Annotated in this window: 20 protein-coding genes; 10 read left to right on the top strand and 10 right to left on the bottom strand. The window is 72.0% G+C overall.

What is annotated here, in order from left to right; translation table 11 throughout:
• Positions 1-123: 123 nt before the first annotated feature.
• The 3 genes from KHP12_RS33525 to KHP12_RS33535 form a co-directional block, all read right to left on the bottom strand.
• Positions 124-1,455 (bottom strand): sensor histidine kinase, encoded by a 1,332-nt coding sequence (locus KHP12_RS33525; protein ID WP_246643140.1) that lies wholly within the window; start codon positions 1,453-1,455, stop codon positions 124-126.
• On the bottom strand, positions 1,452-2,192 hold the full coding sequence (locus KHP12_RS33530) for a response regulator transcription factor (protein WP_086709713.1): 741 nt from the start codon (positions 2,190-2,192) through the stop codon (positions 1,452-1,454). The genes KHP12_RS33525 and KHP12_RS33530 overlap by 4 nt, the downstream gene beginning before the upstream one ends.
• 104 nt (positions 2,193-2,296) lie before the next feature.
• On the bottom strand, positions 2,297-3,025 hold the full coding sequence (locus tag KHP12_RS33535; RefSeq protein WP_211834002.1) for a spermidine synthase family protein: 729 nt from the start codon (positions 3,023-3,025) through the stop codon (positions 2,297-2,299).
• A gap of 364 nt (positions 3,026-3,389) precedes the next feature.
• On the opposite strand from KHP12_RS33535, the gene KHP12_RS33540 reads away from it, so the two are divergent.
• The 3 genes from KHP12_RS33540 (at position 3,390) to KHP12_RS33550 (ending at position 7,393) form a co-directional block, all read left to right on the top strand.
• Positions 3,390-4,175 (top strand): rhomboid-like protein, encoded by a 786-nt coding sequence (locus tag KHP12_RS33540; RefSeq protein ID WP_308036104.1) that lies wholly within the window; start codon positions 3,390-3,392, stop codon positions 4,173-4,175.
• Positions 4,176-4,249: 74 nt separating this feature from the next.
• Complete coding sequence (lon, locus tag KHP12_RS33545; protein WP_086885174.1) at positions 4,250-6,667, top strand: endopeptidase La; 2,418 nt, start codon at positions 4,250-4,252, stop codon at positions 6,665-6,667.
• A gap of 135 nt (positions 6,668-6,802) precedes the next feature.
• On the top strand, positions 6,803-7,393 hold the full coding sequence (locus KHP12_RS33550; protein WP_086885173.1) for a Uma2 family endonuclease: 591 nt from the start codon (positions 6,803-6,805) through the stop codon (positions 7,391-7,393).
• 110 nt (positions 7,394-7,503) lie between these two features.
• Here KHP12_RS33550 and KHP12_RS33555 read toward each other — a convergent pair whose 3' ends face one another.
• Both KHP12_RS33555 and KHP12_RS33560 read right to left on the bottom strand, forming a co-directional pair.
• Entirely contained in the window at positions 7,504-8,082 is a 579-nt protein-coding gene (locus tag KHP12_RS33555) for a TetR/AcrR family transcriptional regulator (RefSeq protein WP_211834003.1), read from the bottom strand.
• Between the two features lie 180 nt (positions 8,083-8,262).
• Positions 8,263-9,111 (bottom strand): lysozyme, encoded by an 849-nt coding sequence (locus KHP12_RS33560; RefSeq protein ID WP_086885171.1) that lies wholly within the window; start codon positions 9,109-9,111, stop codon positions 8,263-8,265.
• A gap of 250 nt (positions 9,112-9,361) precedes the next feature.
• Here KHP12_RS33560 and KHP12_RS33565 point away from each other — a divergent pair, with 250 nt between their 5' ends.
• Positions 9,362-9,844, top strand: a complete 483-nt coding sequence (locus KHP12_RS33565; protein ID WP_078559135.1) for a MarR family winged helix-turn-helix transcriptional regulator — start codon at positions 9,362-9,364, stop codon at positions 9,842-9,844.
• A 95-nt stretch (positions 9,845-9,939) separates the two neighbouring features.
• Here KHP12_RS33565 and KHP12_RS33570 read toward each other — a convergent pair whose 3' ends face one another.
• Positions 9,940-10,710, bottom strand: coding sequence for a protein phosphatase 2C domain-containing protein (locus KHP12_RS33570; protein ID WP_086885170.1), 771 nt, complete (start codon positions 10,708-10,710; stop codon positions 9,940-9,942).
• A gap of 390 nt (positions 10,711-11,100) precedes the next feature.
• Here KHP12_RS33570 and KHP12_RS33575 point away from each other — a divergent pair, with 390 nt between their 5' ends.
• The 5 genes from KHP12_RS33575 (at position 11,101) to KHP12_RS33595 (ending at position 17,341) form a co-directional block, all read left to right on the top strand.
• Positions 11,101-14,415: a sensor histidine kinase gene (locus tag KHP12_RS33575; RefSeq protein ID WP_211834004.1), complete on the top strand. Its 3,315-nt coding sequence runs from the start codon at positions 11,101-11,103 to the stop codon at positions 14,413-14,415.
• The gene (locus KHP12_RS33580; protein WP_078559134.1) at positions 14,412-14,903 is read left to right on the top strand and encodes a roadblock/LC7 domain-containing protein; all 492 of its coding nucleotides are present in this window, start codon (positions 14,412-14,414) and stop codon (positions 14,901-14,903) included. The genes KHP12_RS33575 and KHP12_RS33580 overlap by 4 nt, the downstream gene beginning before the upstream one ends.
• Positions 14,900-15,292, top strand: a complete 393-nt coding sequence (locus KHP12_RS33585) for a DUF742 domain-containing protein (protein ID WP_020868455.1) — start codon at positions 14,900-14,902, stop codon at positions 15,290-15,292. The genes KHP12_RS33580 and KHP12_RS33585 overlap by 4 nt, the downstream gene beginning before the upstream one ends.
• 49 nt (positions 15,293-15,341) lie before the next feature.
• Positions 15,342-15,938, top strand: a complete 597-nt coding sequence (locus tag KHP12_RS33590) for a GTP-binding protein (protein WP_245010162.1) — start codon at positions 15,342-15,344, stop codon at positions 15,936-15,938.
• A 77-nt stretch (positions 15,939-16,015) separates the two neighbouring features.
• Positions 16,016-17,341, top strand: coding sequence for a styrene monooxygenase/indole monooxygenase family protein (locus KHP12_RS33595; RefSeq protein WP_246648752.1), 1,326 nt, complete (start codon positions 16,016-16,018; stop codon positions 17,339-17,341).
• A gap of 32 nt (positions 17,342-17,373) precedes the next feature.
• Here KHP12_RS33595 and KHP12_RS33600 read toward each other — a convergent pair whose 3' ends face one another.
• The 4 genes from KHP12_RS33600 to KHP12_RS33615 form a co-directional block, all read right to left on the bottom strand.
• Entirely contained in the window at positions 17,374-18,648 is a 1,275-nt protein-coding gene (locus KHP12_RS33600; RefSeq protein WP_210609862.1) for a C40 family peptidase, read from the bottom strand.
• A 183-nt stretch (positions 18,649-18,831) separates the two neighbouring features.
• Positions 18,832-19,095, bottom strand: a complete 264-nt coding sequence (locus KHP12_RS33605) for a DUF8847 domain-containing protein (protein WP_037951124.1) — start codon at positions 19,093-19,095, stop codon at positions 18,832-18,834.
• Positions 19,096-19,233: 138 nt separating this feature from the next.
• Positions 19,234-20,064, bottom strand: coding sequence for a TetR/AcrR family transcriptional regulator (locus KHP12_RS33610; protein ID WP_244203044.1), 831 nt, complete (start codon positions 20,062-20,064; stop codon positions 19,234-19,236).
• A gap of 312 nt (positions 20,065-20,376) precedes the next feature.
• The gene (locus KHP12_RS33615) at positions 20,377-21,306 is read right to left on the bottom strand and encodes an AurF N-oxygenase family protein (protein WP_037951122.1); all 930 of its coding nucleotides are present in this window, start codon (positions 21,304-21,306) and stop codon (positions 20,377-20,379) included.
• 191 nt (positions 21,307-21,497) lie between these two features.
• On the opposite strand from KHP12_RS33615, the gene KHP12_RS33620 reads away from it, so the two are divergent.
• Positions 21,498-22,613, top strand: coding sequence for a ferritin-like domain-containing protein (locus tag KHP12_RS33620; RefSeq protein WP_086883515.1), 1,116 nt, complete (start codon positions 21,498-21,500; stop codon positions 22,611-22,613).
• Positions 22,614-22,809: the final 196 nt, after the last annotated feature.

The raw sequence follows: 22,809 nt of genomic DNA on the forward strand, positions 1-22,809 counted from the left end.
AGCGCATGACGTACCGGGAAACACACGGGGTTTCGTGCGTTTCCTCCGGCGCGGGGCAGCGCAGACGTGCATCCCTGCCGCTCGTATGTGCGCGACAGGGTCGACTTTACTTCAGCTTTGATCTCAGGGGGTCCCTGGTTTGGGTTCCGGGACAGGTCCGGGGAGGCTGACCTTGATCCGGCAGCCGCGCGAGGACTCCGCCACCCCTATCCGCCCGCCGTGCAGATCCACCGCCCAGCGCGCGATCGCCAGCCCCAGACCGGTGCCGCCGTCGCTGACCGGCCCCGGCCGCCGCCGGCCGTCCACCGAGCCGTCCGGGGAGAGCCCGCCCCGGTTGAACCGCTCGAAGACCCGGTGCCAATCCGCCTCCGGAATGCCCGGGCCCTCGTCCAGCACCTCCAGCTCCAGGCTCCCCGGGCCGTCACCGCGCCGGGCGCGCACGGTCACCCGGCCGTGTGCCGGGCTGTGCTTCACCGCGTTGTCGATGAGGTTCGCCACCACCTGGTGCAGCCGCTCCGCATCGGCGTGGGCGGTCAGCTCCGGCGGCGAGACGTCCAGGTTGAGATGGACGTCCTTACGGGTGTGCGCGCCCGAATGGGACTCCGCGCCCTTGGCCATGCCGGCCTCCTTGAGGATCCCGGCCAGATACGGCCAGACCTCGAACCGCCGCGCGTGCAGCGGCACCACCCCGTTGTCGAGGCGGGACAGATCGAGCAGCTGGTCCACCAGGCGGCCCAGGCGCTGGGTCTGCTTCAGCGCGACCCGCATGGTCTCCGGATCGGCGTCCGAGACGCCGTCCACCACGTTCTCCAGCACCGCCCGCAGCGCCGCGATCGGGGTGCGCAGCTCATGCGAGACGTTGGCCACCAGCTCCTTGCGGTGGGTGTCCACCGCCTCCAGGTCGGCCGCCATCCGGTTGAACGCGGACGCCAGGTCGCCGAACTCGTCCCCGCGCTGCGCCGCCCGCACCCGCCGGGTGTAGTCGCCGTTGGCCATCGCCCGGGTGACCTCGGTCATCTCGTCCAGCGGGGCCGTGAGCCCGTTCGCCACGAACTGGGTGATCAGCAGCGAGGCGATGATCGAGAAGATGGTGATGACGCGCAGCTCGGTGTCGGAGTGCATCGCCGCGAAGACGAGCAGCGTGGTGATGATCACCGAGCCGACGACCAGCGCCCCCAGCGCCGCCTTGACCGAGCGGTACGGGTCGAAGGGGCGCAGCGCCTCCCAGACCCGGGCCCAGGTGGCGCGGGACCACGCCCGCCGGCCCGTGGGGGCCCCGGGCAGCCGGGAGACCTTGGGGACCCCGCGCGGCCAGAGCCTGGGGGACTTGTCCGCCCGGACCTGGGGAGCCCGGCGCGCCCAGCCCCCGCGTGCCAAGACCTTGGGAGCCGTGTCCTTGGGAGCCGTGCCTGCCCGGACCTTGGGGAGCCTGCGTGCCCAGCGGGCCCTCGTCATGCCGCCGGGGTCTCGAGGGCGTAGCCGACGCCGTGCACCGTGCGGATCCGCTCCGCGCCGATCTTCCGGCGCAGCGCCTTGATGTGGCTGTCCACGGTGCGGGTGCCCGAGGCGTCCGCCCAGTCCCACACCTCGGCCAGCAGCTGCTCGCGCGAGAGCACCGCGCGCGGGGTGTTGGCCAGACAGACCAGCAGATCGAACTCGGTCGGGGTGAGGTGCACATCCGAGCCGCGCACCCGCACCCGGCGCTGGGCGTGGTCGATCTCCAGCTCGCCCAGGCGCAGGATCCCGCTGCGCGGGGTGTGCGCGGCCAGCGCCGCCCGCTCCACCCGCCGCAGCAGTACGTGCACCCGCGCGGCCAGTTCGCGCATGGAGAACGGCTTGGTCATGTAGTCGTCGGCGCCGACCCCGAGCCCCACCAGCATGTCGGTCTCGTCGTCGCGCGCGGTCAGCATCAGCACGGGCACCGGCCGCCGGGCCTGCACCCGCCGGCAGACCTCCAGGCCGTCGAAGCCCGGCAGCATCACGTCGAGGACGAGCAGATCGGGCTGCCACGCCTCGGCCGTGTCGACCGCCGCCGGACCGTCTCCCGCCGTCTGGACCTGGAACCCCTCGGCGCGCAGCCGGGCCGCGATGGCGTCCACTATGGTCGGGTCGTCCTCGACGACGAGGACCCGGCGCTGTGCGCCAGGGGTGGTCGTGGCGGCCCCGTTGTGACCGTTGTGAGTCTGCTCCATACGCCCGCCCCTGCGTCTTCCGGTGAAACCCGCGGCTCGCGCCTGGTCATCGCTCAGCCGCGTTTGGTAGGCAAGCAAGCGTAAAGCCAGCGTACGCGGCTTTGCTACGCGCCCCGAACCGCGAGATGCACGACGTCGGGAACACCCCGGGCAACGGCGACCTCTTCCGTACGCACCTGTGTGAACCCGGCATTCCGGAGAGATTCCTCGAACGCGGGCGACGGCTGCGCCGACCATACGGCCAGCACCCCGCCCGGTGCGAGACGCGCCGCGCAGGCCGCGAGTCCGGTGGGGGAGTAGAGGCCGTCGTTGTCCTCGGTGACGGTCCAGTCGGGGCCGTTGTCGATGTCCAGGCACAGCGCGTCATAGGTCCGCGGGCCCGTTCGCAGCCACTCGACCAGATCGGTGTGGACGATCTCGGTGCGCGGATCGGCCAGGGCCCCGGCGGTCATGGCCGCCAGGGGGCCCGCGCGGTGCCAGTCGATCACCGCGGCCTCCCGTTCGACCACCTCGATCCGCCCCCACTGGGGCTCCGTCACCGCCTCGACCAGCGAAAACCCGACGCCGAGCCCGCCGATGAGCAGCGCGGGGGAGGGGCGGTCGGCGGGCAGCGCGTCGAGGGCGGCACGGATGAGCAGCCGCTCGGAGCGGCCGTCGGAGGTGTCCATGAGGAAGCAGCCGTTGGCGATGATCTCGAAGACGGCGCCGTCCGACGGTCCCGCGCCGCCGCGCCGCCGCAGCACCACCTCGCCGTACGGGCCCTCCCGGCGGTCGACGGTCACCGGCCGGTCGTCGGCGTCGGCGTGGAGGTCGTACGGCGGCTGCGGCTGCATGGGTGTGGAGTCCTCCCGGGGGGTTCCTGACCCCGCCATCCTCGCGCCGCCCCGGCTCGCCGGTCCAACCGGTTCACGGTGCCGCGGGGCCGTGCGGTGGCGTGGTGTGGCGTCGTCCATGTCACAGCTGATGGTGCCGTGACATGACTCACGGCGTCCTGGTTGTTGTTTCGGTCGTGGCGGATAAGCGGGGAGCAGGGGGAGCGGCGGCGGGAGTGAGAGAGGGGCGCGGGCGTTGACGACATCGGTAAGGGCGACATCGGCGAGAGGGGCGGACGCGTCGGCCGTTCCGGGTGCGCGGGCGGCGGACGGCGGTGACCCGGACGGCCCCCGGGCCGTCGCCCCTGCCGGGCCATGCGCTTCCGTGGCCGATGCGCGGCGGGTGGTGGGCGGCGGCTGGCCCGCGGCCGTCGGGGCCAGCACACCGCGGGTGCCGAGCGTCGGGCGGGCGCATGGGCACCACAGGGCGGCGTTGGCGCGTTCGCTGTCGCGCGCGCTGCTCACCGTGCCGTTCACCCTCGGCTACACCCTCGTCCTGCTCGGCACCGGGCTCTACGCCCGCCTCGGCGATCCCGGCACCGTGCGCGATCTGCTCGCAAGCTCCAGTACCGATGTGTTCCACCTCTCCCAGCGGCCGCTGCTCACGCTGCTGGTCAGCGCCTTGTGGGCGGTGGGCGGGATCACCTCGCCGTATCTGGCCGTCTTCCCCTTGGTGCTCGGCGCGCTGGAGCGGCGGCTCGGCGGGGTGCGCACCGCCGCGGTGTTCCTGCTCGGTCATGTGCTGGCGACGCTGCTCACCGAGGTCCCGGTGGCCGTCTCCGTGGCCGCCGGGCATCTCCCGGACAGCTCGCTGCGCCGCCTCGACTACGGCGTGAGCTACGGGCTGATCGCCTGCGCCGCCGCGCTCGCCGGGCTGCTGTCGCCCCGGCGCCGGCGGACGCTGCTCGGCGGGGTCGCCCTCGCGCTCGTCGCCGGGATCCTCGTCGACGTCGATCCGCTCACCGGCTGGGGCCATGCCTTCGCCCTGCTGCTCGGTGTCGTCTCTTGGCCGTATGTCCGGCGAAACATCAGATGGCGCCCGCAGGCAGCGCGAAAGGACGACGCCCCGCCCGGCTTCGCTCACAGCGAACGAGCCTCCGGGAACACCTGAACCCCCTCCGCGCATTGAGTGGGCATTGACTTATTGAGTCCTTGTGGCTCAACTTGCCTGCCGAAGGGGAGATCATGGCTTCGCTGTCCACACCGCTCACCCTGCCCGTACTGCCTCTCGACGATGAGGTGGTGCTCCCCGGCATGGTGGTGCCGCTGGACCTTTCCGATGCCGAGGTACGCGCCGCGGTGGAGGCCGCCCAGGCCGCCGCACGCTCCAGCGGGAGCGGAGGCGGCAAGCCGAAGGTGCTGCTGGTGCCGCGCGTCGACGGCACCTACGCCGGTATCGGCACGCTCGGCACCGTCGAGCAGGTGGGCCGGCTCTCCGACGGAGACCCCGGCGCGCTGATCCGCGGGGTGCGCCGCGTCCGCATCGGGGCCGGGACCACCGGACCCGGGGCGGCCCTGTGGGTGGAGGGCACCACGGTCGAGGAGATCGTGCCCGACCCGCTGCCCGGTGCCGTCACCGAACTGATCAAGGAGTACAAGGCGCTGGCCACCAGCTGGCTGCGCAAGCGCGGCGCCTGGCAGGTCGTGGACCGGGTGCAGCAGATCGACGATGTCTCGCAGCTCGCCGACAACTCCGGCTACTCGCCCTTCCTGTCCGTCGCCCAGCGCGTCGAGCTGCTGGAGACCACCGACCCGGTGGCCCGGCTGAAGCTGGCCGTCACCTGGCTGAGCGACCACATCGCCGAGCAGGACGTGGCCGAGTCGATCGCCAAGGACGTCCAGGAGGGCGTCGACAAGCAGCAGCGCGAGTTCCTGCTGCGGCGCCAGCTCGAGGCCGTCCGTAAGGAGCTCGCCGAGCTCAATGGCGACCCCGAGGACGAGTCCGACGACTACCGCGCCCGCGTCGAGGCCGCCGATCTGCCCGAGAAGGTCCGCGAGGCGGCCCTGAAGGAGGTCGACAAGCTGGAGCGGTCCAGCGACCAGAGCCCCGAGGGCAGCTGGATCCGCACCTGGCTGGACACCGTCCTGGAGCTGCCCTGGAACGAGCGCACCGAGGACGCGTACGACATCCAGGGCGCCAAGGCCGTGCTCGACGCCGACCACGCGGGCCTGGAGGACGTCAAGGAGCGGATCACCGAGTACCTGGCGGTGCGCAAGCGCCGCGCCGACCGGGGCCTCGGCGTCGTCGGCGGCCGCCGCGGCGGCGCGGTGCTGGCCCTGGTGGGCCCGCCCGGCGTCGGCAAGACCAGCCTGGGCGAGAGCGTCGCCCGCGCGATGGGGCGGAAGTTCGTCCGGGTCGCGCTCGGCGGCGTCCGCGACGAGGCGGAGATCCGCGGCCACCGGCGCACCTACGTGGGCGCGCTGCCCGGCCGGGTCGTCCGGGCCATCAAGGAGGCGGGCTCGATGAACCCCGTCGTCCTGCTGGACGAGATCGACAAGGTGGGCTCCGACTTCCGCGGCGACCCGGCCGCGGCCCTGCTCGAGGTCCTGGACCCGGCGCAGAACCACACCTTCCGCGACCACTACCTGGAGGTCGAACTCGACCTGAGCGACGTGGTCTTCCTCGCCACCGCCAACGTCCTGGAGGCCATCCCGGAGGCGCTGCTCGACCGGATGGAACTGGTGCGCCTGGACGGCTACACCGAGGACGAGAAGGTCACCATCGCCCGTGACCACCTCCTGCCCCGTCAGCTGGAGCGGGCCGGTCTGGAGCCGGGCGAGGTCACGGTGACCGACGAGGCGCTGCGCAAGCTGGCGGGCGAGTACACCCGCGAGGCGGGCGTACGGACCCTGGAGCGGTCCATCGCCCGGCTGCTGCGCAAGGTGGCGGCCCAGCACGAGCTCGACGAGCGCGAACTGCCCTTCACCGTCGACGTGGCGGAGCTGCGCCCGCTGATCGGCCGGCCGCACCACACCCCCGAGTCCGCCCAGGACCCGGCCGAGCGCCGCACCGCCGTCCCCGGCGTGGCGACCGGGCTCGCGGTCACCGGCGCGGGCGGTGATGTGCTGTTCGTGGAGGCGTCGCTGGCCGACCCGGAGACGGGCGGCGCGGGGCTGAGCCTCACCGGTCAGCTCGGCGACGTCATGAAGGAGTCCGCCCAGATCGCGCTCTCCTTCCTGCGCTCGCACGGCGCGGAGCTGGAGCTGCCGGTCGGCGATCTGAAGGAGCGCGGCGTCCACCTCCACGTCCCGGCGGGCGCGGTGCCCAAGGACGGCCCGAGCGCGGGCATCACCATGACCACCGCGCTGGCCTCGCTGCTCTCCGGCCGCCAGGTGCGCCCGGACGTGGCGATGACCGGCGAGGTGTCCCTGACCGGGCGGGTGCTGCCCATCGGCGGCGTCAAGCAGAAGCTGCTGGCGGCGCACCGGGCCGGGGTGACCACCGTGATCATCCCCAAGCGCAATGAGCCCGACCTGGACGACGTCCCCGCCGAGGTCCTGGACAAGCTCGACGTCCACCCGGTCTCGGACGTCCGCCGGGTGCTGGAGCTGGCCCTCGAGCCCGCCCGCGCGGCGACCTCCGAGGTTCCGGTAGCGGCGTGACGGACGCTGCCGGTAGCGGCGGCCCGGGGCCCTGTGTCGAACGGGGTTCCGGGCCACGCGTGACGTCTCGGGCGTGCGTATCGTTGGACTGTCCATCGCGTGCACAACGAGTGCGCGGTGGGGAGGAGCGGCACGATGACCGTCACAGAGACTGACAGGATCGAGATGGCCGACAGCGATGCCCGCAGCCTGGATGAGATGTTCGACCGGCTGGAGCGGTTCCAGGTCCCCGAAGGCTACAAGGTCGAGGTTGTCAGGGGGGCCGTCTTCATGTCGCCGCAGCGGGACGTCCATTGGTACATCATCCGCAGGATCGTGCGGGCTCTCGAAGATCGCTTCGGGATGAACGTGAACGTGCTGTCGGACGTCCGCATTGACTTCCCCGGGTACATGAACGGCTTCTGCCCGGATGTCGTCAAGGTCGCGCAGGGTGCCGAGAAGACCCCGCAGGGCCGTTGGTGCTGTGAGGACATCGAATTCGTCGCCGAGGTGATCTCAAGGGATACGGCGGCGAACGACTACGGTCCCAAGAAGGCGGCCTATGCCCAGGCCGAGGTCCCCGTCTATCTGATCGCTGACCCGTATACGGGGAAGTGCCGCCTTCACACCGAGCCCAAGGACGGCGCGTACCACGTCGAGAGCACCATCGACTTCGGCGTGCCGGTCGACCTGACCGGCACGGTCGTCGACCTCACCCTCGCCACCGACGAGTTCCCTCGCGACTGACCCCGCCGCGTTCGAGCTGCCGGCCTCCGGCGTGATAGGTGAGCGGCCGGGCCCTTCCGTGTGCGCGAGCGGCGCTACGCCCGCCCACCAGGACGCGTACGTAAGAGGCGCTACGCCCGCGCCGGGCACGCCTGCGCGACCAGCGCCCGCGCCGCCTCCCGGGCGGCCTCCGTGAACTCCGGCCTCGGCTCCAGCGCCGCCGCGGCCATCGCCCCGTCCACGAGCACGGAGATCTGCGTGGCGAGCCGCTCGGGGTCGGCGGCCCCGGCCTCCCGGGCCAGCTCGGTCAGCCAGGCCCGTACGGCGCGCTTGTGCTCGACCGTCGCGGTGTGGGTGGCGGTGCCCGGCTCGGTCTCGCCGGCGGTCCTGATGAACGCGCAGCCGCGGAAGCCGTCGCGCTCGGTCGCCGAGTCCAGCGCGTCGAAGAGGCCGACCAGCCGGTCCCGGGGGTCGGCGCCGGCCGCCTCGGCGGCGTCCCGCAGCGCCCCGCCCCAGCGCTCGTCCGAGCCGCGCAGATAGGCCAGCACCAGATCGTCCTTGGTGCGGAAGTGGGAGTAGAGCGTCGCCTTCGCCACGCCCGACTCGGCGATGATCCGGTCCACTCCGACCCCGCGCACCCCATGGGCGTTGAACAGGGCGGTCGCGGTGGACAGGATCCGCTCATGGGCGGAGGGGCGGGCGCTGCTCATGATCAAGCTCCTTGACGCGGACACACGGGGCCGTGCGGGGTGACCGAGGCCGGGGAGCGACCGGGGCCGGGATACGACCGACGCCCTCCAGCGTACAGACAGACCTGTCCGTACGCCGGAGGGCGGGACGCGCCGCATGCGGTCGGCGCGCCAGGTGTGGGGGGTGACGCGATGCGGGGCTCAGCCGTTGGCGAGCGCCTGCACCCGGTCCATGGCGCCGTTGAACTTGTTGTGGTCGCCGACCGTCGGGCCGGTGGAGGTGTACTGCCAGATGGTGTGGAAGCCCCAGCCGGCCGGAAGCTCGCCGACGGACGAGCCGTAGCGCGGGATCCACAGCGGGTTGACGCCACCGAAGGCGGCGGAGTTGCCCGTGCAGGTCTTCCACCAGCTGGTGGAGGTGTAGATCACCGGATCGCGGCCGGTGCGCGACTTGTAGGTGTTGCTGAAGGACTGGATCCAGTTGACCATCGCACTGGCACTCAGCCCGTAGCAGGTCGCGCCGTACGGGTTGTACTCCATGTCGAGCGCGCCCGGCAGGGTCTTGCCGTCCTTGGACCAGCCGCCGCCGTGGTCGACGAAGTAGTTGGCCTGCGCGGCACCGGTCGAGTTGTCCGGCAGGGCGAAGTGGTACGCGCCGCGGATCATGCCGACGTTGTACGAGCCGTTGTACTGCTGGGAGAAGTACGGGTTGGTGTAGCTGGTGCCCTCGGTCGCCTTGACGTAGGCGAACCGGACGCCGCTGCTCCACAGCGTCGACCAGCTGACATTGCCCTGGTGGCTGCTGACGTCCACGCCCTCGACGGTGGCGAGCAGCCCCGTCGGCGCCTCACCGGTCGTGGATCCGCCCTCGTGCTTGGCTATCTGGGAACCCGCCCAGTCGTCCTCGGGATGCGGGATGGCCTTGTCGCCCTGGACCTGGGCGGCGAACGCCGAACCGGGCAGCGCGAGGGTCATGGCGAGGAGCGCGGCGAGAGTACCGATCAGCGCACTGAGGGCGCGTCGGACCGAACCAGGTCTGTGCACGGGCATGGCGTTGCCTCCGAAACCTCGGTGGGGGGAGCTCCGATTGGAATGACCATGTCAGGAGTTGACGCTACGGGCGTAGATAGGCCGGCGGAAGGGGGAGAGTGTGATGCCGTTGGTCTAATCCTGCGAAATACTGGTGGAGCTGCGGTAACAGCCGCGCGTGGTAGAAACTTTCACGAAGTGAAAACCCGGAGAGGGCTCTGACGTGCACAACAACGGGGCGTTGCCCCCTGAGCGGGGTGAGGGGGGCACCATGGGCGGCATTGGTGTGGACCATGCATTCCTGGCTCTGGAGCGCGAATTGGCGGTTTTCCTCCGCAGAGCCCGTGCCGCTTCGGGGGAATTGGCCCGGGAGGTCCACCCGGAGCTCGAATCCGCCGCCTATGGACTGCTGATGCGGCTGGAGGACGCCGGTCCGCAGCGCGCCACCGAGCTCGCGGGCTTCGTGGGCGTCGGAAAGGCCACGATGAGCCGTCAGCTCCGGGCTCTCGAGGGGCTCGGACTGGTGACGCGGGCGCCCGATCCGGCCGACGGCCGGGCCTTCCTGGTGGAGTTGACCGAGGAGGGGCGCAGCCGCTTCCGTGCCGTGCGCGGCGCGCGGCGGGCGCGGTATGCGCGCCGTCTCGCCGCGTGGGAGCGCAGCGAGGTCGCCGAACTCGCCAGGCTGCTGCACCGGTTGAACGCGGAGCAGGAGGCCGACGACCGCGGTCAGGCGGCGCGCGCGGCGCAGGAGTAGGGCGCTCATACCCGTCAGGATCGGCGACCCGCGCGCATCCGGCGACGCGGATGTGGCAACCGCGCTACCCGCCCCGGGAAGGGCGGCCCCCGCGGTCAGGGCTCCACGAAGACCACGGCCGCGTCGTCATGGGTCTTGCCCCGGGGGAAGGCCGTACGGTCCGGATCGGCGTGCTCGGCCGCCCGTACCCGGTCGATCAGCGCCTGCGGGCCCTCCTTGCGCAGTAGCGCGAAGCACTCGGTCCAGTCGCCCTCGCCGAACCGCTCCACCCAGCGCGACGCCCCGTCGGTGAGCGCCGCCAGCGCCCGTACCTCGCCGCGCGGGAGCTCCCCGGTGACCGCCTTACGGGAGACGCCGGGGTCGGCGGCGGCGGTGAAGAAGCCGTCCGCCGCGTTGCGCAGCGGGGCGAGCCGCCGGCCCTCGGCCCGCAGCCGGTCGATGCGGTCGTCCAGGACCGGGGTCACTCCGTCATGGGTCCGCTCGATGAGCAACACCGAGTCGGACAGCACCAGATACTCGATGCGCTCGGGGTTCCAGCGCGCTGTGACGACGGTTGCCTGAGGTGTCAGAGGGTGAGAAAGGTCACATGTTGAACTATGAGCGGCGGCGGTCCGCGCGATCGCCTCGGAGAGGCACTGTGTCAGTGGCATATCCCGCCGCGAACCGGACAGTTCGAGCAGCGATCCGCCGAGCCGCGCGGTGAACCAGTCCACGCTGTGGACGCATCCGTCCCCTCCCTCGGGCGGGGTCACCCCGTCCAGCACCACGAGCGCACCGCCGCTCCCCGAGGCCGGGAGGGCTACTGATGCGTAGTCCTCGTTGGGACAGTGCTGATCGCCGGAGGCGGTCGCGAGTTCGATGCGCATTCCCTCAGTCTGCCGGAGCCCTGTCGATCACCACGGTGGCGAGGGCCGGACCGGGCGTTGGTCCGTACCAAATCCGTCGCCGGTTTCTCCGCTGCCTGATTGGGGCGGGATTGACACTTCTGGGAAGCTGCGGGTGGGCATCTTCTCAGGGCGCCGAGGTCTTTACCAATCCGCGCAAGGTGGTGGGAAGGTATGGCCGCGAGCCAAAGTTGGTGGTCAACTACGCAATACGGTTCACTCGTTCGGGTGGCCGGGCGGGTGATGCATACCTGCCCCAGACCCGTCCTGAAAGGGTCGGAATCCCTGCCAGAGGTGGGGAAACACAATTGTTGATCCGTCGTCACCCCTGGTCCACGTCAGCGGTCGGGCGAGAATGGATTGTGAGCACCGGTGCGGAAGAAGCGGCTTCGGGGCACCACGCGCGAGGCGGTCGGCGAGCCACGCCAGGATGAGGCGGCGCCGCGACGCCGCACCGTACGCGTCCGTCGTCGGCTCACCACGTCCGTCGTCCTCGTCTCCGTCGCCGTCCTCGGGGCCGGAACCCCCGCCGTGCTGCTCGCCCTCGACGACACCACCGACGCCCAGCACCTCGTCGACCTCGCGGAGACCAACCGCGGCGCGGTGACCCTCGCCCACGCCCTCGCCGACGAGCGCGACGCCATGACCCGCTATGTCGCCGACGGCCGCACCTCCGCCTCCGGCCGCGGGGTCTCCGAGGAGATGCGCGCCCGGGTCGACCGCCGGGTCCGGGAGGTGCGCGAGGACGTCCCGGCCTCCGTCCGGCGGCGCCTGGACGCCCTCCCCGGGCTGCGGCAGGAGGCGCTGACCGGCAAGGGCTCGGCCACCGACGTCTTCACCGCCTACACCCGGACCGTCCAGGCGCTGAACGGCATCACCGACACCCTCGCCCGCCGGCTCCCGGCCGAGGCCGAGTCCGGCGGCACCGCCGCGCTGGCCCCGCTCGGCCGCGCGGTGGAGGAGGCGTCCGCCACCCGCGGACTGCTGCTGGCCGCGCTCGACGCGGGCGGCGGCCAGCCCACGCTGGTCTCGGCCGCCCAGCGGACCAACGTCCGCGAGCAGTCGGCGCTCGACGACTTCGAGCAGCTCGCCCCGGCCGCCATGCGCGAGGCCTACCAGCGCACCGTCAGCGGCGCCGAGGTCGGCTCCGCCGAGCGCTACCTCGCCCGGCTCACCGACCAGGGCCGCCTCGCGGGCAATGACTTCTTCCTCCAGAAGGACCGCGTCGAGGCCGCCCTGAACGCCCGGATCGACCAGATGCGCGGCGCGCAGTCCTCGCTGGCCTCCGCCGAGGCCGCCCAGCTCGCGCGGGTGCGCGACGACGAGGTCACCGACCTGGAGCTGCGCATCGGCATCGTCGGTGCCGCCCTGCTGGTCGCCCTCGGCGCCGGAGTGCACAGCGCCCGCTCGATGACCCGGCCGCTGGCCGCGCTCCGGCTCGGTGCCCGGCGGGTCGCCGCCGATCCGGCGGCCGAGGAACCGGTCGCGTTCACGGGCCGCGACGACGAGTTCGCGGACGCCGTACGGGCCGTCAACGAACTGCACGCCAAGGCCACACAGACGTACGAGCGGGTCGCCGAGCTCGAGCGCGAGCGCACCCGGCTCGTCGGCGAGCGGCAGCGGCTGGCCGATGAGCGGGACGGGCTGCGCGCCGAGCGGGACGCGGTCACCACCCGGCTGGAGGGGCTGCGGGCCCGGGTCCACGGCAGCTTCGTCAGCCTCGCGCTGCGCTCGCTGGGCCTGATCGAGCGCCAGCTCGCCATCATCGAGTCCCTGGAGGAGCGGGAGCAGGACCCCGACCGCCTCGAGACGCTCTTCCAGCTCGACCACCTGGCCACCGGGATGCGCCGCTACGGCGAGAACCTCCTGGTGATCGCGGGCTCCGAGCAGAAGGCCACCCACCCGGGGCCGGTGCCGCTGCTGGATGTGCTGCGCGCCTCGATCAGCGAGGTCGAGCGGTACGACCGGGTGCAGATCCAGGCGCTGCCGCCACATGCCCAGGTCGCGGGGTTCGCCGCGGACAGCGTCAGCCACCTGATCGCCGAGCTCCTGGAGAACGCGACATCGTTTTCTCCGCCGGACGCGGCGGTCCAGATCTCCGGCTGGCTGCTGGAGACCGGCGAGGTCATGCTCTCCGTCCAGGACGAGGGCATCGGCATGACGCCCGAGCGGTTCGTGGAGCTGAACAACCGGCTCGCCGACCCGGTGCCGGAGTACTGCCAGGGCCCCCAGCCGGAGGACCCGCTGGGCCTCGGGCTGTATGTGGTGACCCGGCTCGCGGCGCGCCACGGCATCCGGGTGCAGCTTCGCGAGCAGCAGCCGGGCGGGGTGGCGGCCGTGGTCGTCCTCCCGACGAAGATCCTTCCCTCCGGTCCGCCCGGCGCCGGGCTGCCGCCCGCCCCGCCGGTGGGCGCGGGCGCGACGTTCGGCGCCACCGGGCCGTCGTCCTTCCTGGGCTTCCCGGGCTCGGAGGCCGAGGCGAACTCCAACGCGCTGCCGGGGCAGGCCCGTTCGGTCGCGCGCGACCAAGAGGGTGTGGCGGAGACCGATGCGGAGCCGATCGCTCCGCTCGCGGAGCCGGTGCCCGAGCCGGACCAGGTGCCCCAGGGGACCGCCGAGCCGGGGCCCGAGGACGAGCCCCGTACCGAGCCCGAGCCCGTCGACGCCGCCGCCGAACCGGAGCCGAGCGCCCCCTGGGCCGTCCCCGGTGCGCGGTGGGGGCTGACGGGGGACACGGGCCGCGACTACCCCATGGAGCCCACGCCGCCGCGCGGCCATCCGGCCCCGGAAGGCGCCGGTGCGCCGGCCCCCGAAGGCGCCGGTGCGCTGCCCGCCCTGCCCAAGCGCGTCCCCAAGCTGGCCCAGGCCGTCGGGCCGGACGGCGCCGGGTCCGGCGCGGACGACAAGGCCCCGGCACCTCGGCCCGAGGAGCCGGAGGTCCCGGCCGTCGAGCAGACGATGGAGCTGACGCTCCGCCGCCTGCGCGAGAGCCAAGGGGACCCCGAGGACCGCGATGACCGCTCGGACCGTACGGGTCCCGACGGCCGCGAAAGCCGCAAGGACCGCGAGGACCGTAGGGACCGTGAGGGTCGCGACGTACGTGCGGACGCGGCGGACCGCGCGGACGCCGACCGCCGCGACGACCTCGCGGACCCCGGCGACCACGCGGACCGCGAGTGGTACATCGGCGGCCACGGCATACGCCCGGTCGGCGCGGCCGCCTGGGGCCCGGCCCACGGCGCCCCGGCCAACGGCGGCCCCGCCAACGGCGCCCCGGCGTCGTACGACGGCCCGGAAGACAGCGTCCCGTCGCCGCCCGGCGGCAGGACGGCGGAGGGTGGTGAGCGGGCAGGCGGCGGTGAGCCGTCCGCCGATCCGTACGCCATCGGCCCCGACCAGCACGCCCGCCCGGACGACGAGCCGATGCGCACCGACAAGGGGCTTCCCAAGCGCCGACCGCGGAACGTGGCGCTCCGGGAGCCCGACGCACGGGAGCGGACCGGCTCGGTGGACGCGGAGGAACTGCGGCGCCGGCTCGGTGGCTTCCAGCGCGGCGCCCGCGAGGGGCACCGTGACGCCGCCGCCGAGATCGCCGCCCACGGCGAGCCCGCTCGGGGGCACGGGGGAGCAGCAGGGCAAACGGGGGCGCAGAACGAGGGTGGCACGGTTGAGGAGGCACGCGGGTGAATGCGCCCAGTAGTACCTACGGGTTGAGTCGCGAGGCCCGTAATCTGCACTGGTTGCTGGCGAACCTGGTCGAGGAGGTGCCGGGCGTCCGTTCGGTCGTGGTCGTCTCGACCGACGGACTGATGCTGCTCTCCTCCGACACACGGCACCACGCCGCGGCCGGGTCGGCCGATCCGTCGGTGCAGGACGGCCCCAAGGGCTCCAGCGCGGATCTGGCGACGATCGTCTCGGGGCTCGGCAGCCTCACGCTCGGCGCGGCGAAGCTGATGGACGCCGGGAGTGTCAAGCAGACGATGGTGGCGATGGACGAGGGCAGTCTGTTCGTCATGTCGATCAGCGACGGTTCGCTGCTGGGCGTGCACGCCACCCCCGACTGCGACATGACCGTCGTCGCCTATCACATGGCGCTGTTCGTGGGCCGGGCCGGACATGTGCTCACCCCCGAGCTCCGCAATGAACTACGCAGGTCGCTGGAGCACGCACAGTGACGGCCGCCGGGTCCGGCCGACCCGCCCGTAAACCCGCTCGCGTACGTCCGTACTCACTCACCGGTGGCCGCACCCGCTCCGGCCATGTGCTGCTGGTGGAGACCTTCGTCGCGGCGCTGGAGTCTCCGGACGGACGGCTCGACCTGGCCCCCAGCGGGTTGAACTCCCGGATGCTGCCGGAGATCCGGGCGATCATCGAACTGTGCGCCAGGATGCGCTCCGTCGCGGAGGTCTCCGCGATGCTCAAGATCCCACTCGGTGTGGTGCGCGTCCTGCTCAGCGACCTGGCCGACCAGGGAAAGATCCGCGTCTACGGCACCGGGCGGGGCCCCGGCCAGCCGGACCGCGCGTTGCTCGAAAGGGTGCTCAGTGGACTTCGCAGGCTCTGAGACGATCACGGCGACCCCGCCGGCGACGTCGGAGATACCCGGGGCCGGGATGCCCGGGGCCGAGGAGGTGCTCCAGAGGTGGCAGACGGACCGCTCCCGCGCGCCGATCGCCACCAAGATAGTGATAGCGGGAGGCTTCGGCGTCGGTAAGACGACCTTCGTCGGCGCGGTCTCGGAGATCACTCCGCTCCAGACCGAAGCGCTGATGACACAGGCCAGCGAGAGCGTGGACGACCTCGAGGCGACGCCCGAGAAGCTGACCACCACCGTCGCGATGGACTTCGGCCGGATCACGCTGGAGAACGATCTGGTCCTGTACCTCTTCGGCACCCCCGGTCAGCAGCGCTTCTGGTTCATGTGGGACGACCTGATGCGCGGGGCCATCGGCGCGGTGGTGATGGTCGACACCCGGCGCCTGGACGAGAGCTTCCCGGCGCTGGACTACTTCGAGAGCCTCAAGCTGCCCTATGTGGTGGCGGTCAATCACTTCGAGGGGACTCCGCTCTACCAGGCCGAGGACGTACGGGACGCGCTCTCCGTGGCGTCCTCCGTACCCGTGGTGATGATGGACGCCCGGCGCCGGATCGCGGTCGTGGACGCGCTGCTGGCGCTGGTGAGGCACGCGGTTGACGTGTCTCCCGAGTGACGTAACCTCGGCTCCGCCCGTGGGATGGAATGCTCCGTTCCTCTTTTCGGTCCGAGCGTGAGGGAGAGTCGACAGTCATGCGGAAGATACTCATCGTGGGTGCCGGTCAATCCGGCCTCCAACTCGCCCTCGGCCTCCAGTCCCAGGGCTACGAGCCCACGCTGATGTCCAACCGGACGGCCGATGAGATCCGCGGCGGGCGGGTGATGTCCACCCAGTGCATGTTCCGCACCGCGCTGGGCCACGAGCGCGATCTGGGGCTCAACTTCTGGGAGGAGCGGGCGCCGCGGATCGAGGGTCTCGGGGTCTCGGTCGCCGGGCCGTCGGCTCCCGGGGGCCATCCGCGGGTCGTCGACTGGGTCGGCCGGCTCGACGGTTACGCCCAGTCCGTCGACCAGCGGATCAAGATGGCCGGCTGGATGGAGACGTTCGAGCAGCGCGGCGGCCAGGTGGTCATCCACGGCGCCGCCGTCTCCGACCTGGACGTCCTCGTCAGGAAGTACGACCTGGTGCTGGTGGCCGCGGGCAAGGGCGAACTGGTCTCGCTCTTCGGCCGGGACGCCGCCCGCTCCCCGTACGACACCCCGCAGCGCGCCCTCGCGGTCGCCTATGTGCACGGGCTCGGCCCGCGCCCCGAGCACCCCGACGTCGACGCGGTGCGCTGCAACCTCGTCCCCGGCGTCGGCGAGCTCTTCGTGATGCCCACGCTCACCACCAGCGGCCGCGCCGACATCCTCTTCTGGGAGGCCGTCCCGGGCGGTCCGGCCGACGCGTTCCAGGGCATCACCGACCCCTCGGAGCACCTGGAGCGCGCTCTGGAGCTGATGGAACACTTCACGCCCTGGGAGTACGCGCGCGCCACCAAGGTCGAGCTGACGGACGCGGGTGGCACGCTGTCCGGGCGGTACGCGCCGACCGTACGCCACCCGGTCGGGCGGCTGCCGGGCGGCGGTCTGGTGCTGGGCGTGGCCGATGTCGTGGTGACCAACGACCCGATCACCGGCCAGGGCTCCAACTCCGCGGCCAAGTGCGCGGCGGCCTATCTGGAGAGCATCCTCGAGCGCGGCGACCGGCCGTTCGACGAGGAGTGGATGCGGACGACGTTCGACCGCTACTGGGAGAGCGCGCGGCACGTCACCAAGTGGACCAACGCGATGCTGGCCCCGCCGCCGGAGCACATCGTGAACCTGCTCGGCGCGGGGTCCGCCTTCCCCGCCGTCGCCCACCGCATCGCCAACGGCTTCGACGACCCCTCCGACTTCGAGAACTTCTTCTACGAGCCGGAGAAGGCGGCCGCCTTTCTGGACGAGGTCAGGGAAGAGGCCGAGGCGGCTGAGGCCGAAGCCGAGGTGGAGGTCGAGGTGGACGACCACGCCCCCGAGGCCGTCCGGTCCTTCCGCTGACACCGGCCGTCTCCTTCCGTTGGTACGAGCCGTCACCGCTTCTTGGCCACCGTGACCGGACCCGGGCGCACCACGCCCTGCAACGGATTGGAGGCGAGCGGGGAGAGCTTCACCCGCTGGCCGGGGCGCGGCGCCTGGACCACCTGGCCGTCGCCCGCGTACATCGCCACATGGCTCGCCCCCTTGTAGTAGATCACCAGATCGCCGGGGCGCAGCTGGTTGAGCGGTACCCGTGGCAGCTGGCGCCACTGCTCCTGGCTGGTGCGCGGGATGGTCCGCCCGGCATACGCCCAGGCGGAGGAGGTCAGCCCCGAGCAGTCGAAGGAGTTCGGCCCCTCGGCGCCCCAGACGTACGGCTTGCCGATCTGGTTCAGGGCGTAGGCGAGCGCCCGCCGCCCGGCCTCCGCGGACGCCATGCCGGGGCGGCGGCCGGGGGACTGGTGAGGGCGGGGGCCGGGCGCGGTGACGGTGGCCACCGGGGAGGGGGCGCCCGCCACCGGGGTGTCCCGGCGGTCTCCGGGGGCCGGGGCGGCGCCGCCTGTGCCGCCGTTCGTGCCGCCGCCCGTGCCGTCGTTCGTGGTGGCGGGCGGGCCCGCGGCGCCGGGCGAGGCGCCGTCTCCGGAGCCGAGCGCCCCGGAGGCGAGCAGTTTGCGCTGGGCCTTCGCGGTCTCCTGGCGTTCGCGCTGGGCCACCTGGGCGATCTGGCGGGTGCTGAGCGTGGCCAGCAGCTTCTCGATGGAGCGGAGCTGCTTCTTCACCTTGTCCCGCTGTTTCTTCCGCTTCGCCGCCAGGGACAGCTGTTTGTCCAGCGCGGTCCGCGCCCGGGTGGCGATGGTGTCGGCACGCCGCTCGCCCTTGGTCAGCCGCTGGATCAGGGCGGCCTCGCGGCCGGCCGCCCGATCCAGCTCGCGCGCCTCGTCGGCGGCGTTCTCCGGATGCGGGGTGAGCAGGGTCAGCAGGAAACTGTAGGAGGAGAGCGCGCTGTGGCCCTGGTACTGCCGGCGGGCCAGCCGACCCGCGGCGTCGTGGCTGTCGGCGAGCTTCGTACGGGCGTGGACGAGCTGGGCCGTGAGCTCCCTGGCCCTGGTGCGCTGCTTGTGCAGCTTCTCCTCGGTCCCGTTGTAGGCCTCCGTCGCCTCCTCGGCCTTCCGGTACAGCGTCTTGAGCTGCGTCAGCAGCTCGGACACGGACCGGTCGGCGGGGCGGGCGGGGGCGGCCGACGCCTTGGCCGCCGGGACGGCGGGCACCAGCGCGGCGGCCGCGGTGATCGCCGCCGCGCAGACCGAGCCCACGATCCGTCCTGACACGTGATCACCTCCGGCTCCGAGACGCCTCTGTCCGGCGTCCAGCTCAGCAGGGATCGTGGCATGACGTTCGTATCTTCAGGAGAATTGTGGGCGAGTCGGGCGAATACGGTCACCCGTCCGGCGGGCGGGCGGTCGGCTCGGCCCGGCAGCCGACTCGGCCCGCCGGTCGGCTCGACCCGGCGGTCAGTTCGGCTTGGACCACGGCCACTTCGGCCCGCCACCCGGCTTTCCCTCCGGGTCGTACTCATAGGCCCAGCCCCGGACCAGGCCCAGCCTGGAAGTGGCGGCGGGAACCCTGCGGTAGACATACACCGTCGGCGGTTCGCCCGCCTCGTCCTCCACCGGCACCTCGTAGGTCTTCGGCGGCTGACCCGTGAGGCCGACCAGCACCGGCAGTACCCGGCCGTCCAGCGGCCCGCCCACGAAGGGCGTCTCCTCGCTTCTCACGCCACGACCGTACGTCTCAGGACGACCGTACGTCTCACGACGACCGTACGTCTCACGACGACCGTACGTCTCACGACGACCGACGTCTCACCGGGACGTTCGCTTCACCGCGGCCGTACGTCCCACCGGCCGCGCCCGTCAGGACAGCAGATGCGACGCCTCGCCCAGCGCGGGCACCACACGGCGCGCCAGCCGCCCGACCGGCCCATCGGCGGGCTCCATCCTGAGCGCGGCCTTCATCACCCGGGCCGTCTGCGGATCGGTGGCCGCGGTGGCGGTCAGCATCGCCACGAACTGGTCCACCAGCCAGTCGCGCAGCTCCTCGAGCGACGGCCGCTTCTCCTCGTCCAGCCAGATCAACGAGGCCGCCTCGACGGCCGTGATCCAGGTGCGCACCATCATCCGCAGCCGCGCACCGGGCTCCTTGACCGCCAGATGGAGCAGGATCTCCTCGGCCGCCGCCCGCCGCACCTCGTCCACGATCGCGTTCGTGTGCGAGGTCTCGGCCACGCTGCCGCTCTGCAACAGCGCGCTGAACCCCGCGTCATGCTCGTCCACAAAGCCCAGATAGCGGTCCAGCACCCGGCTCAGCCGGGCGCTGAGCGGACCGCTCCTGGGCTCCTCGAAGCACTGTTCCAGCTCATCGGCGGCGCTGCGCAGCGCCGCCTCGTACAACTGCTGCTTACCGCCCGGGAAGTAGCGGTAGACCAGCGGACGGGAGGCCCCGGCGGCCGAGGCCACATCGTCCAGCGACACGTCCTCGGGCGCGCGGTGGGCGAAGAGGTCGAGCGCGGCGGTGAGGAGTTCGGCGCGCCGCGCCTCGACGCTCAGCCTGCGGTAGCTGCCCCGGCGCGCGGCCGGTGGGCCCGCGGTGGCCGGGGGTTCCGCCGCCGGGCGCGCGGCGGCACTCGCCTCCGCCGGGGGTGCCGCCTCCGGGGGCGCCGGAGCGGTGCCGCTGCCTGTCGTCATGCCTGGCAGCGTAACCGCCCATCGTGACGAAGCGGATGCCCCCTTCGGCCCGACCCGGATGGGCCCTTGGGTCCGGCCCGAACGCGCCCTTGGGCCCGGCGGCCCAACGCCCCTTGGCCCGGCGGCCGATGGCTCCGTCCCGCGCCATCGATCCGCGGCTCCGCCGCATGGCAGGGCTTCGGCCCGTGGACCCCGGGGCCTGGGGCGGAGCCCTCACGCGGCGGAGCCGCATATCGACGCTGCGTGGGAAGGGGCGGGGAGGGGAAAGCATCGATATGCGGCTCCGCCGCGTGGCCCGCCGCGGGCGACCCCCTAGGCCAGCAGCCCCGAGCTCTTCCAGAGTCGGCGCCCCACACCCCGCATCACCCCGACGTCATCGAGGAATTCGGTGAGCTTGCGGGCGCCGTTGCGCATCACCTCGCGCCGATGGGCGCTGGCCCGCACTTGAGCGACGGCCGCGCGGCGGTCGAGTCCCACGTCCGTGTAGACCTTGGGGTTGATGAACGCCTGGGAGAAGATCCGGGAGAACTCCCCGGAACCGATCCGGGTCAGCTCCGCCTCCCAGCGCGGCGCCCGCAGCATCTGGCGGCGCAGTTCCTCGCGCGCGTACCGCACATGGCGGGCCTCCTCGACCACATGGATCCGGGTCACCCCGCGAATCAGCGGCTGAACGCGCTCGTCCGGGAAGGTCAGCCGCTGCATCCAGTCCAGGATCTCCTCGCCGAGGAGGGTCGCGGTGAACGAACCGGGCGTGGTGGAGAACGTCTTGAAGAACCGGCCCAGGTTGTGGTGGAGCGGGGCGACCGGATACGCCGGAGTGCCGCCCTTGGTGATCAGCCGCGCGAACATCTTGGAGTGGCGGCACTCGTCGGCGATCTCGGTGAGCGCGTACCGCACATGGGCGCTGGTCGCGGGCTTGTCGTAGATGTGCCGGGTGAGCAGCTGGATCAGGATGATCTCGAACCATATGCCCAGGGAGGCGAGGGCCGCCGCCTCGTGCTGGGACAGCAGCAGCCGCTGCTCCTCCGACATCCGGCGCCACATGGGCGTGTCGTACAGCGACACCAGCTCCGGTGGCCAGAACCACTTGCCGGGCTCGAACGGCGCGTCCCAGTCCAGTTCGGTGTCGGGGTCGAAGGAGTGCTTGGCGGAGGACTGGAGCAGCCGCTCCGCGACCCGTTCGCGGTCCTTGATCAGCCCGAGCGCGTCCCGGAGCGCGGGTGGTTCGGTCATGGTGGACATCGTCGAGGGCACCTCACTGATGGCTCGGGCAGACGCCGGTGGGAACGGTTACCGGCGGATACCTCTTATGAGACTCCGCGTCAGCAAGGCCGTCAATCCCTTGGGGAGGTCTTATTGACCGCCGAGTAACGGACGTGTGAGCCTGCCGAGTACGCATCCGTTCACGGGGGAGCGAGGCGAAGGAGGCGTCGGTGGCGACGCAAGAGCTCTACGCGATGGATCCCGGAGACCCCCTCTGGCAGGTGCCCGCCGGCGGCGCCGCCCGGTTCAGCTGGGAGTACGACGATCACCGGGCCCGGCTGCTCGCCCTCTACCAGAAGGGCAAGGACAAGCAGTGGGACGCGGTCAAGCGGATCGACTGGGGCCTGGACGTGGACCCGTACGATCCGCTGGGCACCCCCGATGAGTCGCTCGCCCTCTACGGCACCCGCCACTGGGACCGGATGACCGACCGGGACAAGGGCGAATTGCGCCATCATGTCGCCGCCTGGCAGTTCAGCCAGTTCCTCCATGGCGAACAGGGCGCGATGGTGTGCGCGGCCCGGATCGTGGAGGCCGCGCCCGACCTCGACGCCAAGTTCTACTCCGCGACCCAGACCATGGACGAGGCGCGCCACGCCGAGCTCTACGGCCGCTTCCTGCACGACAAGCTCGGCACGGTCTACCCCATCAACACCGATCTGCGGACCCTCCTCGGCGACACCCTCCGCGACTCCCGCTGGGACATGGCCTACCTGGGCATGCAGGTGCTCATCGAGGGCCTCGCGCTCGCCGCGTTCGGCCTCATCCGCGACACCACCGACAAGCCGCTGCCCCAGCAGATCCTCGCCTACGTCATGCAGGACGAGGCCCGCCATGTGGCCTTCGGCCGGATGGCGCTGCGCGACTACTACCGGCAGCTGAGCGACGCGGAGCTGCGCGAGCGCGAGGAATTCGTCATCGAGGGCTGCTACTTGATGCGCGACCGGCTGCGCGGCGTGGAGGTCCTGGAGAACTTCGGCATCCCGAAGGCCGAGGCCGAGGAGTACTGCGAGCAGTCGCAGTTCCTGCATATGTTCCGCAAGCTGCTCTTCAGCCGGATCGTGCCGTGTGTGAAGGACATCGGGCTGTGGGGCGAGCGGCTCCAGCGGGCGTATGTCGACATGGGCGTGCTGGAGCTGGGCGACAGCAACCTCGACCTGCTGATGCACCAGGACGAGGAGCTGGCCGAGCGGCTGGACCAGCAGCGCTTCGCGGCGGAGGAGGCGGCGCGCACGGGCGAGGTGGACGAGGCGATCGCGGAGGGCGCGGCGGAGGCGCGGGCGTAGTACGTACATGACGCCCAGGCGTGAGTACGCACATGACACCCCCTCAACCTCGCCTCAGCGCACCGGCCTTGGTAGATTCATGATCACCGCCAGCGGAGAAGGCCGAGGTCATTGGGGTGACCTCGGTCCGATGGCGTTCATATGCGTTCATATGAAGGAACGGCCGAAGGGTGCTCTCCACGGCGGTGGGGGGCAC

The sequence above is a fragment of the Streptomyces asiaticus genome, from assembly GCF_018138715.1.
Classification (GTDB): domain Bacteria; phylum Actinomycetota; class Actinomycetes; order Streptomycetales; family Streptomycetaceae; genus Streptomyces; species Streptomyces asiaticus.

Excerpts from the sequence above, each read along its gene's own strand:
- KHP12_RS33525 (WP_246643140.1), bottom strand. The coding sequence starts at position 1,455 with ATGACGAGGGCCCGCTGGGCACGCAGGCTCCCCAAGGTCCGGGCAGGC.
- KHP12_RS33530 (WP_086709713.1), bottom strand. The coding sequence starts at position 2,192 with ATGGAGCAGACTCACAACGGTCACAACGGGGCCGCCACGACCACCCCT.
- KHP12_RS33535 (WP_211834002.1), bottom strand. The coding sequence starts at position 3,025 with ATGCAGCCGCAGCCGCCGTACGACCTCCACGCCGACGCCGACGACCGG.
- lon (WP_086885174.1), top strand. The coding sequence starts at position 4,250 with ATGGCTTCGCTGTCCACACCGCTCACCCTGCCCGTACTGCCTCTCGAC.
- KHP12_RS33550 (WP_086885173.1), top strand. The coding sequence starts at position 6,803 with ATGACCGTCACAGAGACTGACAGGATCGAGATGGCCGACAGCGATGCC.
- KHP12_RS33555 (WP_211834003.1), bottom strand. The coding sequence starts at position 8,082 with ATGAGCAGCGCCCGCCCCTCCGCCCATGAGCGGATCCTGTCCACCGCG.
- KHP12_RS33560 (WP_086885171.1), bottom strand. The coding sequence starts at position 9,111 with ATGCCCGTGCACAGACCTGGTTCGGTCCGACGCGCCCTCAGTGCGCTG.
- KHP12_RS33565 (WP_078559135.1), top strand. The coding sequence starts at position 9,362 with ATGGGCGGCATTGGTGTGGACCATGCATTCCTGGCTCTGGAGCGCGAA.
- KHP12_RS33570 (WP_086885170.1), bottom strand. The coding sequence starts at position 10,710 with ATGCGCATCGAACTCGCGACCGCCTCCGGCGATCAGCACTGTCCCAAC.
- KHP12_RS33590 (WP_245010162.1), top strand. The coding sequence starts at position 15,342 with ATGCCCGGGGCCGAGGAGGTGCTCCAGAGGTGGCAGACGGACCGCTCC.
- KHP12_RS33595 (WP_246648752.1), top strand. The coding sequence starts at position 16,016 with ATGCGGAAGATACTCATCGTGGGTGCCGGTCAATCCGGCCTCCAACTC.
- KHP12_RS33610 (WP_244203044.1), bottom strand. The coding sequence starts at position 20,064 with ATGACGACAGGCAGCGGCACCGCTCCGGCGCCCCCGGAGGCGGCACCC.
- KHP12_RS33615 (WP_037951122.1), bottom strand. The coding sequence starts at position 21,306 with ATGTCCACCATGACCGAACCACCCGCGCTCCGGGACGCGCTCGGGCTG.